General features: G+C 42.7%; 12 protein-coding genes. 5 read left to right on the forward strand and 7 right to left on the reverse strand.

From position 1 onward, the window contains the following. Positions 1-50 precede the first annotated feature (50 nt). Together glnA and P3L44_RS01315 are read right to left on the reverse strand one after the other, a co-directional pair. Positions 51-1,460: a glutamate--ammonia ligase gene (gene glnA / locus P3L44_RS01310; RefSeq protein WP_004262716.1), complete on the reverse strand. Its 1,410-nt coding sequence runs from the start codon at positions 1,458-1,460 to the stop codon at positions 51-53. Between the two features lie 377 nt (positions 1,461-1,837). Next, a complete protein-coding gene (locus P3L44_RS01315) occupies positions 1,838-2,620 on the reverse strand; it encodes a PadR family transcriptional regulator (protein WP_272661846.1) in 783 nt (260 codons plus the stop codon). A 433-nt stretch (positions 2,621-3,053) separates the two neighbouring features. Here P3L44_RS01315 and typA point away from each other — a divergent pair, with 433 nt between their 5' ends. Beyond that, positions 3,054-4,877, forward strand: coding sequence for a ribosome-dependent GTPase TypA (gene typA / locus P3L44_RS01320; protein ID WP_004262702.1), 1,824 nt, complete (start codon positions 3,054-3,056; stop codon positions 4,875-4,877). Positions 4,878-4,958: 81 nt separating this feature from the next. On the opposite strand, the gene P3L44_RS01325 is transcribed toward typA, so the two are convergent. Next, positions 4,959-5,561: a hypothetical protein gene (locus tag P3L44_RS01325; protein WP_153673250.1), complete on the reverse strand. Its 603-nt coding sequence runs from the start codon at positions 5,559-5,561 to the stop codon at positions 4,959-4,961. Between the two features lie 351 nt (positions 5,562-5,912). Between P3L44_RS01325 and yihX the strand changes: the two genes are divergently transcribed. The 3 genes from yihX (at position 5,913) to fabY (ending at position 7,964) form a co-directional block, all read left to right on the forward strand. Beyond that, on the forward strand, positions 5,913-6,527 hold the full coding sequence (yihX, locus tag P3L44_RS01330; RefSeq protein WP_094960806.1) for a glucose-1-phosphatase: 615 nt from the start codon (positions 5,913-5,915) through the stop codon (positions 6,525-6,527). Positions 6,528-6,588: 61 nt separating this feature from the next. Beyond that, positions 6,589-7,026, forward strand: a complete 438-nt coding sequence (gene dtd, locus P3L44_RS01335) for a D-aminoacyl-tRNA deacylase (protein ID WP_140171992.1) — start codon at positions 6,589-6,591, stop codon at positions 7,024-7,026. Between the two features lie 23 nt (positions 7,027-7,049). Beyond that, the gene (gene fabY / locus P3L44_RS01340) at positions 7,050-7,964 is read left to right on the forward strand and encodes a fatty acid biosynthesis protein FabY (RefSeq protein ID WP_140171993.1); all 915 of its coding nucleotides are present in this window, start codon (positions 7,050-7,052) and stop codon (positions 7,962-7,964) included. A gap of 76 nt (positions 7,965-8,040) precedes the next feature. Here the strand turns inward: fabY and P3L44_RS01345 are convergent, their stop codons facing one another. After that, on the reverse strand, positions 8,041-9,798 hold the full coding sequence (locus tag P3L44_RS01345; protein ID WP_272661847.1) for an AsmA family protein: 1,758 nt from the start codon (positions 9,796-9,798) through the stop codon (positions 8,041-8,043). Between the two features lie 126 nt (positions 9,799-9,924). Further along, positions 9,925-11,313 (reverse strand): uracil-xanthine permease family protein, encoded by a 1,389-nt coding sequence (locus P3L44_RS01350; RefSeq protein WP_096863580.1) that lies wholly within the window; start codon positions 11,311-11,313, stop codon positions 9,925-9,927. A gap of 235 nt (positions 11,314-11,548) precedes the next feature. Here P3L44_RS01350 and gltS point away from each other — a divergent pair, with 235 nt between their 5' ends. After that, positions 11,549-12,763: a sodium/glutamate symporter gene (gene gltS / locus P3L44_RS01355; protein WP_272661850.1), complete on the forward strand. Its 1,215-nt coding sequence runs from the start codon at positions 11,549-11,551 to the stop codon at positions 12,761-12,763. 97 nt (positions 12,764-12,860) lie between these two features. Here the strand turns inward: gltS and recG are convergent, their stop codons facing one another. Next, the gene (gene recG / locus P3L44_RS01360) at positions 12,861-14,942 is read right to left on the reverse strand and encodes an ATP-dependent DNA helicase RecG (RefSeq protein ID WP_272661852.1); all 2,082 of its coding nucleotides are present in this window, start codon (positions 14,940-14,942) and stop codon (positions 12,861-12,863) included. Positions 14,943-14,957: 15 nt separating this feature from the next. Then, positions 14,958-15,671, reverse strand: coding sequence for a tRNA (guanosine(18)-2'-O)-methyltransferase TrmH (trmH, locus tag P3L44_RS01365; protein ID WP_140171998.1), 714 nt, complete (start codon positions 15,669-15,671; stop codon positions 14,958-14,960). Positions 15,672-15,680: the final 9 nt, after the last annotated feature.

Here is a 15,680-nt window from a genome sequence, read left to right on the forward strand (position 1 = left end):
AGATGGGGCAAGTGCTTCACGGCAACAAAGACTAACAGTGGAACGGCGTGTTACACACTGTAGTACATTTCAAATTCGAGAGGGTGTGGTGCCATACGAACACGTTGAATGTCGGCACGGGTTAATTCGATATACGCATCAATAGCGTCATTCGTGAATACGCCACCACGGGTTAAGAATTCACGGTCTTTATCTAATTCCGCTAATGCTTCGTCTAAAGAGCCAGAAACTGTTGGAATTTCTTTGGCTTCTTCTGGTGGTAAATCATATAAATTTTTGTCCATCGCATCACCAGGGTGGATCTTGTTAATGATGCCATCAAGGCCTGCCATTAACTGAGCCGCAAACGCTAAATATGGGTTAGCTGCTGGGTCTGGGAAGCGAACTTCAATACGGCGTGCTTTAGTGCTCGCAACGACTGGAATACGAATCGAAGCAGAGCGGTTACGTGCAGAATATGCCAACATTACAGGTGCTTCAAAGCCCGGAACTAAGCGTTTGTATGAGTTAGTGGTTGGGTTAGTAAATGCGTTCAGTGCACGTGCATGTTTAATAATACCGCCGATGTAGTACAGCGCCATTTCGGATAAACCGCCATATTTGTCACCTGCAAACAGGTTAACGCCGCCTTTAGATAAAGACATATGGCAGTGCATACCAGAGCCGTTATCGCCCACTAAAGGTTTAGGCATAAAGGTGGCTGTTTTACCGTAGGCATGTGCAACATTGTGAACAACATATTTATAAATTTGAGTTTCATCCGCTTTTTTAGTCATAGTATTAAAGCGGGTCGCAACCTCGTTTTGGCCAGCTGTCGCCACCTCATGGTGGTGAGCTTCAACAACTAAGCCCATCTCTTCCATTGTGGTACACATGGCTGAACGTAGGTCTTGTGATGAATCAACTGGTGGAACTGGGAAATAACCCCCTTTTACTGCAGGGCGATGGCCTTTATTACCACCTTCGTATTTGGTTCCAGTATTCCATGCCGCTTCGATATCATCGATATGGTAGTAACTACCATGCATGTTATTACCAAAACGAATGTCATCAAAAACGAAAAATTCAGGTTCTGGCCCAAAGAGAACGATATCGGCAATGCCACTTGAGCGCAGAAAATCTTCCGCACGTTTTGAAATTGAACGTGGGTCTCTGTCATAACCTTGCATCGTGCCCGGCTCTAAAATATCGCAGCGAATGATCAACGTGATATCGGCAAAGAACGGGTCTAACATTGCAGTTGATGGGTCTGGCATTAATACCATGTCTGACTCATTGATGCCTTTCCAGCCACCAATAGATGAACCATCAAACATCTGGCCTTCTTCAAAGAAGTCTTCGTCAACTTGATGAGCAGGGATAGTGATGTGTTGCTCTTTACCTTTAGTGTCGGTAAAACGCAGATCAATAAATCTAACATTGTGCTCTTTAATTAACGATAAAACATGTTCAGCGGACATCTCGGCTCTCCTGGTCGGGTCTAATCAACAAATCACAGGCTATCATATTGATAATATGTTTGTTGTTTGTCTGGCGTGTTAGTCATATATAAATAGGTAGCACGCGCTCTATAAATAGATAAGCGAAAAGCGTGCCAACTTTTTAATCATAGTAAATACTGATTGTTACGAAGGAATATCAATCGATTGAGTTAAAAATAGGCATGAATTGCACCGTTTTGGTGCTTCTTGTTGGGTATTTGCACTATTTTGGTGCTTTGAGTGAATTTGGGGGCCATCGGTGGGATTTCAAATAAAAAATCAGCACTGTGCTCTGTTAAAGCGCAATGCTGATGAAATCTAAAAGAAATGAGGTTATTTAATCTCAAGCAGCTGCATTAATCTTCATCGCTATTGGTTAATAACGTATTTACTTCTTCAATTTGTTTTACTGCATCATTGATAATGGAAGCTATTTGGCGAGTCTGTTCTTCATTTAGCTGTTTTAAAACCATTTTGTGACGTAATAAAGCTTTAAAGCGACTGACTGCCACCTCAATGTCTTCTGCTAAATTACTGCCTTGTTGCATATCACGTGCTTTTGCCAGCTTACGAGCAATAACCGCTTCAATTTCTTTATTTTGAGCTAGATGGGCAGAGCCTTCAGGTGTAATCGTAAAACTTTTGCGATTGCGTTCAACAATCTGAGACTCCAAGAAACCTTGTTCTTCAAGCAGTGTTAGTGTTGGGTAAATAACCCCCGGGCTAGGAACATACAAGCCATTTGAGGCTTCTTGAATATCTTTGATAATTTCGTAGCCATAGCTTGGTTTTTTAGCGACTAACGAAAGTACCATTATATGAAGATCGCCATGGTCGAATAAACGACGCAGGCCTTTGCCTCTTCCGCGGCCTCTTTGGCGGCCTTCGCCGTGGCAGCGTTCACCGTGTCCGTGACCATGACGGCCTTCGCCGTGGCAGTGTTCACTGTGTCCGTGACCATGACGGCCTTCGCCGTGACAGCGTTCACTGTGTCCGTGACCATGACGGCCTTCGCCGTGACAGCGTTCACTGTGTCCATGGCCATGACGGCCTTCATTGTGGCAACATCCACCGTGGTGGCCACGTTGATTTTCATCGTGGTGTGCATAATATACATGACGACAAGATTTAATTAGCATATAGTTACTCCTTAGCGTGTAACTTTAGATATATCGAATTTATTTTATGGGTTTACTATATTTAGATATATCTAATTAGTCAATTTAGATATATCTAAATAACGCAAAAAGATATTTAAACTGGCAGTTAAGAAAGAAAGTCTATTTTTTGTTCTTTTTTTGGGCTGCTAATATTAAGTTTTTAGCGTATTATTCTGTCACTTCGTGATTTCACAGTGCTGATAGGCCTATTTTCATTAGGTATTTTGGCTCAATCTCGCAACTGAATGTTTTTTCGTTAAAAACTTTTTATACAGTGATGGGTTTCACATTTATTCCACTTGTGCGGAAAAACGTGTAAAATAACAGCAAATTAACGTAGAAAGTATGCTTTGGGTGTAAATAACGGCTCAGTAAGCATATTCCTTTCCTGTCAATTAAACGGTAAAAATCCTTGTCAATTCAAAATTTAAGAAACATCGCCATCATCGCTCACGTTGACCATGGCAAGACCACACTGGTTGGTAAATTATTGCAGCAATCAGGCACGTTCGGTGAACGTGAAACTGTTGATGAGCGTGTTATGGACTCCAATGACTTGGAGAAAGAGCGTGGTATTACTATCCTTGCTAAAAATACCGCTATCCAATGGAATGGTTATCATATCAATATCGTAGACACCCCAGGTCACGCCGATTTCGGTGGTGAGGTTGAGCGCGTTATGTCTATGGTTGACTGCGTACTGCTGGTTGTTGATGCGATGGATGGGCCAATGCCACAAACTCGTTTCGTAACGCAAAAAGCGTTCGACCACGGTTTACGTCCTATTGTTGTTATCAATAAAGTTGACCGCCCAGGCGCACGCCCTGATTGGGTTGTTGACCAAGTATTCGACTTATTCGTGAACTTAGGTGCAACGGATGAGCAACTCGATTTCCCTATTGTTTATGCATCTGCATTAAACGGTATCGCAGGCCTTGACCACGAAAACATGGCTGAAGACATGACTCCACTGTATGAAGCGATTGTGGAACATGTTGCGCCACCAGCAGTGGATATCGACGGTCCATTCCAAATGCAAGTTTCGCAATTGGATTACAACAGCTATTTAGGTGTTATCGGTATCGGCCGTATCAAACGTGGTGTTGTTAAGCCTAACCAACAAGTAACAGTTATCGATAGCGAAGGTAAAACTCGTAACGGTAAAATTGGTAAAGTTCTGACTCACTTAGGTTTAGAGCGTATTGATTCACAACAAGCTGAAGCGGGTGATATCGTTGCTCTGACAGGTTTAGGTGAACTGAACATTTCTGACACCATTTGCCAAGTCGGTAGCGTTGAAGCATTGCCTGCGTTAGCGGTTGATGAGCCAACAGTTAGCATGTTCTATTGTGTTAATACCTCACCATTCTGCGGTAAAGAAGGTAAATTCGTGACTTCACGTCAGATCCTTGACCGCTTGAATAAAGAATTGGTTCACAACGTTGCACTGCGTGTTGAAGAAACTCAAGATCCAGACGCATTCCGTGTTTCTGGTCGTGGTGAGCTTCACTTATCTGTTCTGATTGAAAACATGCGTCGTGAAGGTTTCGAATTAGCAGTATCGCGTCCAAAAGTTATCATTCGTGAAATCGATGGCCGTAAACAAGAGCCATTCGAACAAGTGACTTTAGACGTTGAAGAACAGCACCAAGGCGACATCATGAAAGCTTTAGGTGAACGTAAAGGTGACCTGCGCGACATGATGCCAGACGGTAAAGGCCGCGTACGTCTTGACTACGTGATCCCAAGCCGTGGTCTGATTGGCTTCCGTACTGAATTCATGACAATGACATCAGGTACGGGTTTACTGTATTCAACATTCAGTCATTACGACGATGTTCGCCCAGGTGAAATCGGTGGCCGTCAAAACGGCGTTCTGATCTCCAATGGTCAAGGTAAAGCGGTTGCTTATGCGCTATACAGCCTGCAAGACCGCGGTAAGCTGTTCTTAGGTCACGGTGCTGAAGTGTATGAAGGTCAAATCATCGGTATTCACTCACGTTCTAACGACTTAACCGTTAACTGCTTAACCGGTAAAAAACTGACTAACATGCGTGCATCAGGTACTGACGAAGCAACAACGCTGTCACCACCAATCAAAATGACTCTGGAACAAGCGCTTGAGTTTATTGATGATGATGAGTTAGTTGAAGTGACTCCGCAGTCTATCCGTCTGCGTAAACGCCACTTAACTGAGAACGATCGCCGTCGTGCAAACCGTTCTAAAGAAGACTAATTATCGTTACGTGATGTTGTTCATTACGTCATTGTAGTTATGCAGTAAGGCGCCGAAAGGCGCCTTACTTATTTATAAGGTTTATAATGACTTGTCTTTTTTCATAAAATACAGCGACGAAATAAACAGTCCGATAATTAAAGGAACTTCGTATAATTCTTCGATAAGGCTTTGTAGTTCAGAATGATATAGAAAAACTGAACTAAGAAATCTATGGTGTTCAACACTATCTGAAATCACAAAAGCGCACAGGGTCAGTAGTAGGCTCCAAAGTGGAATAGCTGTGTTTTTTAGGTGAAAAATAATACTTTTTCTTAATGAAGAAGCAAATAGCATCAAAACTAAACTGCCAATCAAGATGATAGAAATTAGCCTGAAGTAAGAGTGATCCAGATTAGGAAAAAATTCACGCCCCCAATTTATTCCTCTGCCAAATAATGTTACCCACCAGATAGTTGCCCACACCCAAAATAATTTCATTCCCTGATTTTTTTGCTGTAATGGTTTCATATAAAACCAAGTGAAAATGGCACTGATAATTAGAATAATAGATTGAAAATGTTCAATAATTTTTGTTGTAAGGTCGATATTAAAATCCAGAGGGATAGTATTAAATAATGGAATTAAAAATAAGCTTCCCCACAGAATAGCAATCGGCCAAGAGATTGTTTTATCTATTTTCATAGTATGACTTTTATATTTTAAGATTTATTTATTACTGATATCGGATAGATATCAGCTCACATTGCTTGTGGCATGGCTTGCTACGTAAAAACTATTATGCAAAAAGCGTATGGAGGGACTTAACATTTAGTATCAAAAATCGATAGTGCTGTGTGAAATAGCACCTTTGGGATAAAAAGCGTTTTCTCATTAATGGAACAAATCGTCTGGTTTGTTGTTCATTAATTGCGCTAAGTGTGGATTGCTTAATCGATAAATTGACAAAATAACGTGAATTATCACTAATTAGGGCTGTTCAGTTGCGTGAATAATGATTAAAGTAAATTTAGTGAATAACAATGAGGAAAATTTATGCTGTATATCTTCGATATGGGTAATGTGATTATTGATATCGACTTTAATCGTGTATTTGATAAATGGTCTGAACTCAGTGGTACACCAAGTGAAGAGATCAAATCACGGTTTACTTTTGGTAATATCTTTCAATTACATGAGTGTGGAAAAATTTCAGACATCGAGTTTGCTGAGCTGCTTTGTGAAGAAATGGACATCACTCTAAGCTTTGAAGACTTTGCTGAAGGCTGGCACGCTATTTTTATTTCGTTAAGACCTGAAGTCATTGATATTATGGAACGCCTGCGTGAGCAAGGGCACCGAGTGGTGGTTTTATCGAATACCAACCGTCTACATCTAGACTACTGGCCAGCACACTACCCAGAAATTGCAGCCTCCTCCGATTTCCTATATCTGTCCCAAGATTTAGGCATGCGTAAGCCTGATCCTGAAATCTACAAATATGTACTGCAATCAGAAGAGTTTGATGCTGCAGATGCTATTTTCTTTGATGATGTCGAAGAAAATGTAAAAGCCGCAGAAGCCCTTGGTATTCGTAGTATTCATGTTGTGGATAAAGACACCATTCCTGAATATTTCCGCACTTACGATTTTAGTGCAGAAGTTGAATAACATCCTGATTTTATAGTGGGGCAACGGCTAACGTTGCTCCATCTTTTTGTAAAGAGTCATCATGATTGCATTAATCCAGAGAGTCACTCAAGCGAGTGTGGTTGTTGAACAGAAAATAGTAGGGCAAATAAATACTGGGTTGTTGGTTTTACTTGGTGTTGAAAAAGATGATGATGAGCAGAAAGCCAAGCGTTTGTGTGAAAAAGTATTAGGCTACCGTATTTTTAGCGATGAACAAGGAAAAATGAATCTCAACGTTCAGCAAGCGGGAGGTAGCCTATTGGTGGTTTCTCAATTTACTTTAGCTGCTGACACCAAAAAAGGTATGCGGCCTAGCTTTTCAGGGGGAGCAGAGCCTGAAAGAGCAGATGCTTTGTACCAATACTTCGTTGAACAAAGCCGGCTACAAGGGATTGAAACACAAACGGGGGAATTTGCTGCCGATATGCAAGTAAATTTAACCAATGATGGCCCTGTTACCTTCTGGCTACAAGTGTGAAGCCATTTTTAAAGGGGGAAGCGATGTACCATTTACGTACACCGAAAGATGATATTGAATTCGCAACTTATTACCATTTTCGCTGGGAAATGTTGCGAAAACCGTTTAATCAGCCCCTTGGTTCAGAAAAAGATGGATATGATTTAACCGCACACCATCAAATGGTTGTGGATGATAAAAACCGTATCCTTGCCATTGGCCGCTTATATATCAATGCAGATAATGAGGGGGCTATCCGTTTTTTAGCCGTTAACCCTGCCATGCAAGGTAAAGGACTCGGCAAATTAATTATCATGGCTCTCGAATCCGTTGCGCGGCAAGAAGGCGTAAAACGCATTGTGTCGAGCGTTCGTGAAGAAGCCGTCCCCTTTTTCGACAAAATGGGTTTTGAGAACCGTGGCCAAGTCGCTGGGCAGTTAAAAACGCCTGTACGCCACTATTTGATGATTAAACCCATTGAGACGCTAGATCAAATTCTACATCGTCCCGATTGGTGTGGTGAGCTACAACAAGCGTGGTATAAGTACATTCCATTGAGTGAGAAAATGGGGGTTCGAGTTGACCAATACACAGGAACTCGTTTTATTACCGCCATGCCGGAAGCGGGCAACCAAAATCCTCATGAAACGATATTTGCAGGAAGCCAATTTTCATTAGCTACCTTGACGGGATGGGGGCTGATTTGGTTGTTAATGCAAGAACACCAGCTTGGTGGCGATATTGTGTTGGTCGATGCCAGTATTCGTTATGGTAAGCCCGTGAGCGGCAGGCCGACAGCGACAGCGGACTTAGCAAATATGAGCGGTGACCTTGACCGTTTAGCGCGCGGCAGTAAAGCGCGGGTAAAGCTGAAAGTCGAGGTTAGTAACCCTGATGGCAAAGTGGGCGCAGTATTCAGCGGTGTCTATATGGTGCTACCTGTAGCGCCAGTAAAGTAATGTTGTTCATTGAAAATTAAAAGATAAAGGCAGGTATGATTGACCTGCCTTTTGTATTTCTATGGATTAGTAGTTTTTATGGATTACTAAGTGCGGGGAGCGGCTCTACTAATGAAGGCTCGGTAGGCTGTAAATCGGCTTCGGACTCTACTGAAGAAGTGACAACCCCATTAACAACGGTACGGAATAGGCGTTTGCCTTGCAATGGGACTGCCATCAACTCCCCATTCAAACTTTTTGCCACTGATGGGGCGAGTAAGTCCCCTTGTAATGTCGCATCAAAGTCACCGATAACTTGAGCTGGGAAGCCTGCCCAACCCCATTGGTTTAAATCGACGAGGTCAATATTAGAACCTGATGCCCTGAGTAAGAAGGGGACTTTTTTGGGCTCTTGTTTTACCAGCAAGCCAACCTTACTGATGCCTTTATCGGTACTGACTGTTAAGCTCGCAGCGGCTGAGGACTTACCACTTTGACGCACTTCAATAAACGGGCGGCGTACAAGAACTTGGTTAATTGTGCCGCTATCTGCAGTGAATGTCGCTTTACCGCTCCAAATTCCCCACTGCTTTTGTTTTATTAAATCGATATTTTCAATATTGCCGCTGAGCGCGGTCAGCTCAAAGGGAAACTGTGGTTGGATATTCATCAAAAGTGATTGAGAAAGGGTGAATTTTTTGATGCTTAAACCAGATAACCAAGGCGGTGTAGGCTCTGCAAAGAATGATAGCCAATTTTCAGGCAAAGTATATAAGATACCCGCTAGTTTGCCTTCGTCGATAGTCAGTATTCGGTCATTGCGCTGCCAAGAACCACTGAGGTTAAAGACGCCTTTATTATAGTAACCGGATAACTTATTGATATTCAGGCTGTCACCGTTAATTTTCAGATCACCAATTAAGGTACTGAGTTGCTGGTCTTTTACGACAAATTGGTCAACATTAAAACGAATGTTGCTTTCGGAACTAGTCCAGCTCCCTTTCACGAAGCTGAGTTGGTCAATTTCGGTGCTTAGGCCAGAGAGTGCCCAATCCTTCCCTTGGATATCAATGTTGGTTAACTCTACTTTTTTGATCTGCAATGATTTTTCACTCGTTATTGCATCAAATAGTGAATCGAAATCAACTTTATTTTCCCAGCCGACTTTATTCATGGTGAGGGAATCTACCGTGATAGTGCCATCCTTAAGTACCTTCCCAGCCCCCGCAATATAGCCATTATTTAGGTAGGCACTTGCTTGACTTATTTCTGTTCCTTGCTGCTGCAATTTACCGGTAATGGCAACATTCTTGAATGAAAGGTCATTAAATTTTAATTGGTTAGCGGTAAATCGAAAATCACCGTAACCAAAAGGGGAGCTTTCAGCGGGTTTCCAAGGGGTAATTCCCCCCGTGAAGCCAGTGACTTGCACAGTATCATTATCTTTTTTAAGCGTGATTTGGCTATTTTCAAATTGCAAAATATTCGCGGAAATAGGTAGCAGTATCGTATCAGGTGTGACAGTTGTCGATAATGTTCCTTGAGTAATAACCAAACGTTTAATTGCCGTACCGCTAAATAGATTTCGCCAATTAACATCAAGCACGATTTGCCGTGAGTCTAAAGAGAGGTCACTGTTTTTATTCGCTAATTTGACATCTTGGAAAATGAATTCACCGGGGTTAGAAAATTCATGTCCCATAATTCCCACATCAATATCATAGTCAGTGAACTTACTTAAAAATTGACTGGAGTAGGATGCGCCCCAACGGGTTTGTAGCCCGATATAAGTAAAAATAAACAATAGCAGCAGTAACAAAAGTGCATAGGTAGTAAATTTGATTAACCATTTCACAGTTTACTGCTCCTTTGGTTTGTGAACGAATAGACACAGGAAGAAACCGTCTAATATAACGACAATTTAAGGATAGCATACAGAAAAACCGCCAGAGTGTTCAACACTGGCGGCTAGAATGAAAGGTTATTTTTCGAGAGGGAAGACTAAATTCAGAACAATTGCAGTTAAACCACCCGCAGCAATACCTGAAGAAAATAATGTTTTTAACCAGTCAGGCGCGAATTGCAAAATCAAGGGTTGCTGTGACACACCCATACCCACGGCGAGAGAAAGGGCTATAATCATGATGGCGCGGCGATTGAGTGGCTCACGAGACACGATACGCACTCCTGAAGCGGCAATGGTACCAAACATCACAATGGTTGCTCCGCCTAATACGGGCTCAGGGATTTGTTGTACAAAGCCTGCAACCGCAGGGAATAGCCCTAATAACACTAACATTAAAGCAACAATGTAACCGACATAGCGACTTGCCACCCCTGTTAATTGGATAACACCGTTGTTCTGCCCAAAACAAGAGTTAGGGAAAGTATTAAATACCGCAGAGACCATCGAGTTCAAACCATTGGCAAGTACGCCACCTTTGATTCGTTTCATATATAAAGGGCCACGAACGGGTTGTTCTGATACATCAGAAGTGGCGGTAATGTCACCTATCGTTTCTAAGGAAGTCACCATGAAAATGAGAATTAATGGGATCAACAGGTTCCAGTCGAAGGATAAGCCATAATAGAAAGGCTCAGGAACAGTAATAATTGGCTGATTGGCTTCCATTGGTTGAGCATTTGGCAACATATCCATCCACCAAGCTGCAATATAACCAACGGCCATGGCAATAACTAAAGATGCGACACGTAAGTAAGGGTTTTTCTGCCGATTAAGTAAAATAATAACCGCTAAAACAACCCCGGCCAAAATCAGGTAATCTGGTGAACCGAAGGTATTATCGCTAATCGCACCATAACCACCACCAATGGAGGTCAAGCCGACTTGAATTAAAGATAAGCCGATGATCATGACAACGACACCAGAAACCAGTGGTGTAATGACTCGACGGGCTAGATGTAGAAAACGTGAAAGAATCACTTCGGTTAATGCGGCGACGAGTAACGTGCCAAATAAAGCTGCCATCATGGATGGGATATCAGCTCCACCTTGCTTGAGTGCAACACCTCCCATGATTAACGGTGCAACAAAGTTAAAACTGGTTCCTTGAATCGAAAGTAGGCCTGAGCCAATAGGGCCCCATGCACGAATTTGAATTAAAGAAGCAATACCGGAGGCAAATAAAGACATACTAATGATGCGTTGAGTATCGTGAGCTGGTAGTCCTAATGCCTGACAAATCAGCATCGCAGGGGTAATCACCGCAACAAACATCGCCAGAAGATGTTGCCCAGCGGCAAACAAGGCTTGGGGCAGTGGTGGGCGGTCTTCTAATTTATAGATGAGTTCGCTTTGCGTTTGTATGGTCGCTTCAGTAGTTTGTTTTTCAGACGTCGCAGTATTCATTGCCTTCATTTCTCGCCAACAAAAAACGCATTGTAATGTGTCGAAATTAAAAAGCAATCGTTTGCGCGTAAAAAATATTGATCAATGTTAAATAAGGCTGTCACATTTTTATATCTTTTAACTTGTATTTATAACAGTTTTTTTTTCTAATCCTATAACCTGCTTTTGGCGTTTTAAGGAAGAAATTAACGTCTTACTAGTTTTTGATAATTTTAACAACAGACGAGGTACGTGAATGTATCATCTCGATGTCTACGGTACACTGGTAGCAGCTACCTTAGTACTATTACTTGGGCGTAAACTGGTCAAATCAGTTCCTTTCCTTGAAAAATATACAATCCCTGAACCTGTTGCGGGTGGGTTGTTAGTAGCTTTTAGTCTTTTATTGCTTAAACAATTATTTGACTGGAGCCTTTCTTTTGACTTATCACTGCAAGAACCTATGATGCTGGCATTTTTTGCCACAATTGGTCTTAATGCCAACCTTGCTAGTTTGAAGGCTGGTGGTAAGGCATTGTTTATCTTCATTTTTGTAGTTGTCGGTTTATTGCTTGTCCAAAATACGGTAGGGATTGCTCTTGCTGAATTATTGGGATTAGACCCTCTCATGGGGCTATTAGCTGGTTCAGTTACCTTATCGGGTGGTCATGGAACTGGTGCGGCATGGGGGAAAATTTTCACTGAAAGCTATGGTTTCCAAAGTGCAACAGAAGTTGCAATGGCGTGTGCTACATTTGGACTTGTTCTCGGTGGTTTAATCGGTGGACCTGTTGCACGTTTTCTAACGCGTAATATTCCAACGCCAGGAACGGCTGATGATGATAAAGACGTTCCAACTGCATTTGAGAAACCACAATCTGGGCGCATGATCACTTCAATGGTTTTAATTGAAACTATTGCACTGATCGCTATTTGTCTATTGGTGGGAAGTTTTATTGCAGGCGAATTAGCCGATACTCCTTTCGCATTGCCTAAGTTTGTCTGCGTACTTTTTGTTGGTGTCATTTTAAGTAACAGCTTATCACTGCTTGGTTTTTACCGAGTATTCGACCGCGCTGTTTCTGTCATGGGTAACGTGAGCCTCTCATTATTCTTAGCAATGGCACTCATGAGCTTGAAGCTGTGGGAATTAGCATCACTTGCAATCCCAATGATTATCATTCTTGCTGTACAGGCTTGTGTGATGGCGGGATATGCTATTTTTGTGACTTTCCGCGTGATGGGCAAAAACTATGACGCTGCAATTTTAGCTGCAGGTCATTGTGGATTTGGTCTTGGTGCGACACCAACAGCGATTGCGAATATGCAAGCTGTTACGGATAGATTAGGTCCATCTCACTTAGCATTCTTGGTTGTACCAATGGTTGGGGCATTCTTCATTGATATTGTTAATGCGATAGTGATTAAACTGTATCTGATGCTGCCATTATTCTCAACGATTGCTGGTTAACTTTCATTTTATAATAAATCAAGTAAAGCAGGTATTGCCGTGAAAATATTCACGGCAATTTTCATTTTAGGGAACGAATAAAAAGAAGATATAAAACTTAAGCGTGGCTGTACTGCTCTCGCTCAGGTAACCAACGCTCAATAAGTTGTTGTGCATTTTCGGGGTGATTTTGTTGAATATGGCGAGCAAGGCGTTGCACTTCTGGCAACATATATTGGTCACGCAACAAGTCTGCGACTTTAAATTCTGCATTTCCTGTTTGTCTAGTGCCTAATAATTCCCCTGGCCCGCGAATTTCGAGATCTTTTTGTGCGATAACAAAGCCATCATTGCTGTCCCGCAACACTTGTAGTCTTTGTTTAGCGGTATGGGTTAACGGTGTCTTGTACAATAAGACACAGTGAGATGCGATAGCTCCACGGCCGACCCGCCCTCTTAGTTGGTGTAACTGAGCCAAACCAAGGCGCTCAGGGTTATCAATGATCATCAAACTGGCATTAGGCACATCAACACCGACTTCAATGACCGTTGTAGCCACAAGCAGTTGAATTTCATTCCTTTTAAAAGCCGCCATAATGCTTTGTTTTTCAGCAGGTTTCATTCGTCCGTGGACTAAGCCTACTTTTAATTCAGGTAGTGCCAGTGCTAGTTCTTCGCTGGTCACTTGAGCCGCTTGTGCTTCTAATAATTCAGAGTCTTCAATAAGTGTACAGACCCAATAGGCTTGGCGACCTTCTTCAATACAGGCTTGGCGAACGCGTTCAATAATATCGTTACGGCGAGTGTCCGGGATGGCGACAGTAGTGACAGGCGTACGGCCTGGAGGAAGTTCATCGATGACAGAGGTATCTAAGTCTGCATACGCTGTCATCGCCAGTGTACGTGGGATTGGCGTAGCGGTCATGATCAATTGATGAGGGTGGTACCCTTGCTGCTCACCTTTCTCACGCAGAGCGAGCCGCTGATGAACGCCAAAGCGATGTTGTTCATCAATGATAACAAGTCCCAGCGCTTTAAAGCTCACTTGCTCTTGGAAAATAGCGTGTGTTCCAACAACCATCGCAACTTCTCCACTTGCGATGGCATCTTGCTGAGCCTGACGTGCCTTACCCTTTTGTTTACCCGCAAGCCAACCTACTTTGACACCTAAAGGTTCTAACCACTGTTTGAACGTATTGGCATGTTGCTCTGCAAGAATTTCGGTGGGAGCCATCAGCGCCACTTGTTTGCCATTCTCGATGGCACAAACGGCCGCTAAGGCTGCAACGAGGGTTTTCCCTGACCCGACATCCCCTTGAATCAAACGCATCATAGGGGCGTTTTTAGCGAGGTCTGCTTCAACTTCACTAACAACACGGTTTTGTGCGTCTGTTGGTGAAAACGGTAATTGTGCAAGTAACTGAGATTTTAATTGACCACTTGCCACTAACGGTTCCGCATATAGGCGTTCATTACCTGCGCGGATAGCTAACATGCTTAGATGGTGAGCGAGTAGTTCTTCGAGGACTAGCCGCTTTTGTGCCGGATGATGGCCTTTTTCTAGCTCGCTCAGTGCCACATTCGGTGGTGGATTGTGTAATAAGCGAATAGCATCTGGTAAGCTTATCATTCCACGGCTAAGCTCTTCAGGAAGTAATTCTTTTATTTTCCCGCTATCCAGTAGCCCGAGCGCTTGTTCCATGACTTTGCGTAAAGTCGCTTGGCGAACACCTTCAGTGGTTGGATATACGGGTGTTAAATTCTCTTGCAAGCTGATATTGCTGGGGTCTTTAGACACTTTATATTCAGGGTGAATGATTTCCGGTCCTGTATTTCCTCTGCGAACTTCCCCATAGGCGGTAACCTGTCTTCCTTCTGCTAAGTTATTTTTCATTGCTGCTGAGAAATTGAAAAAACGTAAGGTGAGGTTGCCTGTTCCATCGGAAATTAAGCAAGTCATCATTCTTTTTCGGCCGAAGACGACTTTAGTTTGCAGGACTTCGCCCGTGATCGTTGCTGTCGTGCCGGGAAGAAGATCTTTTATTTGATATAAACGAGTATGGTCTTCATAGCGCAAAGGGAAATGAAGAAGAAGGTCTTGAACGGTGTTCAAACCGATTTTACGCATTTTTTCTGACTGACTTGCACCAACACCATGCAATGAGGTCAGTGAAATGGTATCAAGTAGCCCATTATTCATGTTATTTCCTTCTATTTAACCAAACTGCCGTCTTTTCATTTTTTCGGTTAATTGCATTTGTGCCCACCACGAGTCATCAGCTTCAATTTGCCCTTGGTTATTAATCAATGGCCGAGGAAGCCCCTTACGTTTAGCGACTTCAGCCAGTACAGGGTAACCGCCTTCAAATAACCAAGCTTGTTGTTCATCTGGTGAAAGTAAGCAATGTTCACGATCGTACATTCCCGCTTGTTGCCGCTGCCTTTGGGCTTCATACAGAATTAATGCAGAAGCGACGGAAACATTCAAAGATTGCACCATACCCGCCATTGGAATGATAATGTGTTTATCCGCCAGTGCGAGGGCTTGTTGTGAAATCCCTGTTTTCTCTTGCCCCATCATAATACAAGTTGGCAAAGTATAATCAATTTCACGAAAATCAACGGCATGTTCCGACAAGTTAGTCGCCAAAACCTGCATGTTTTGTGATTTTATTTGGGAAATGGCTTCTTCGGTCGATGCGTGTGAAATAATTTTAACCCAGCTATTACTCCCTGCAGCAGAAGAAACGGACAGTTTGACTTGTTGGTCAGGCCAAATAGCATGAATTTGATGGATCCCTACCGCATCCGCACTGCGTACAATGGCAGAAACATTGTGTGGTTTATGAATTTCTTCGAGGCAGAGAGTTAGGTCAGGCTGCCGCATCGCCATCATTTGGCAAATGCGGCGGTAGCGGCGTTCATTCATAGTGATTAA

Source organism: Providencia sp. PROV175, from assembly GCF_032707045.1.
GTDB classification, from domain to species: Bacteria; Pseudomonadota; Gammaproteobacteria; order Enterobacterales; family Enterobacteriaceae; genus Providencia; species Providencia hangzhouensis.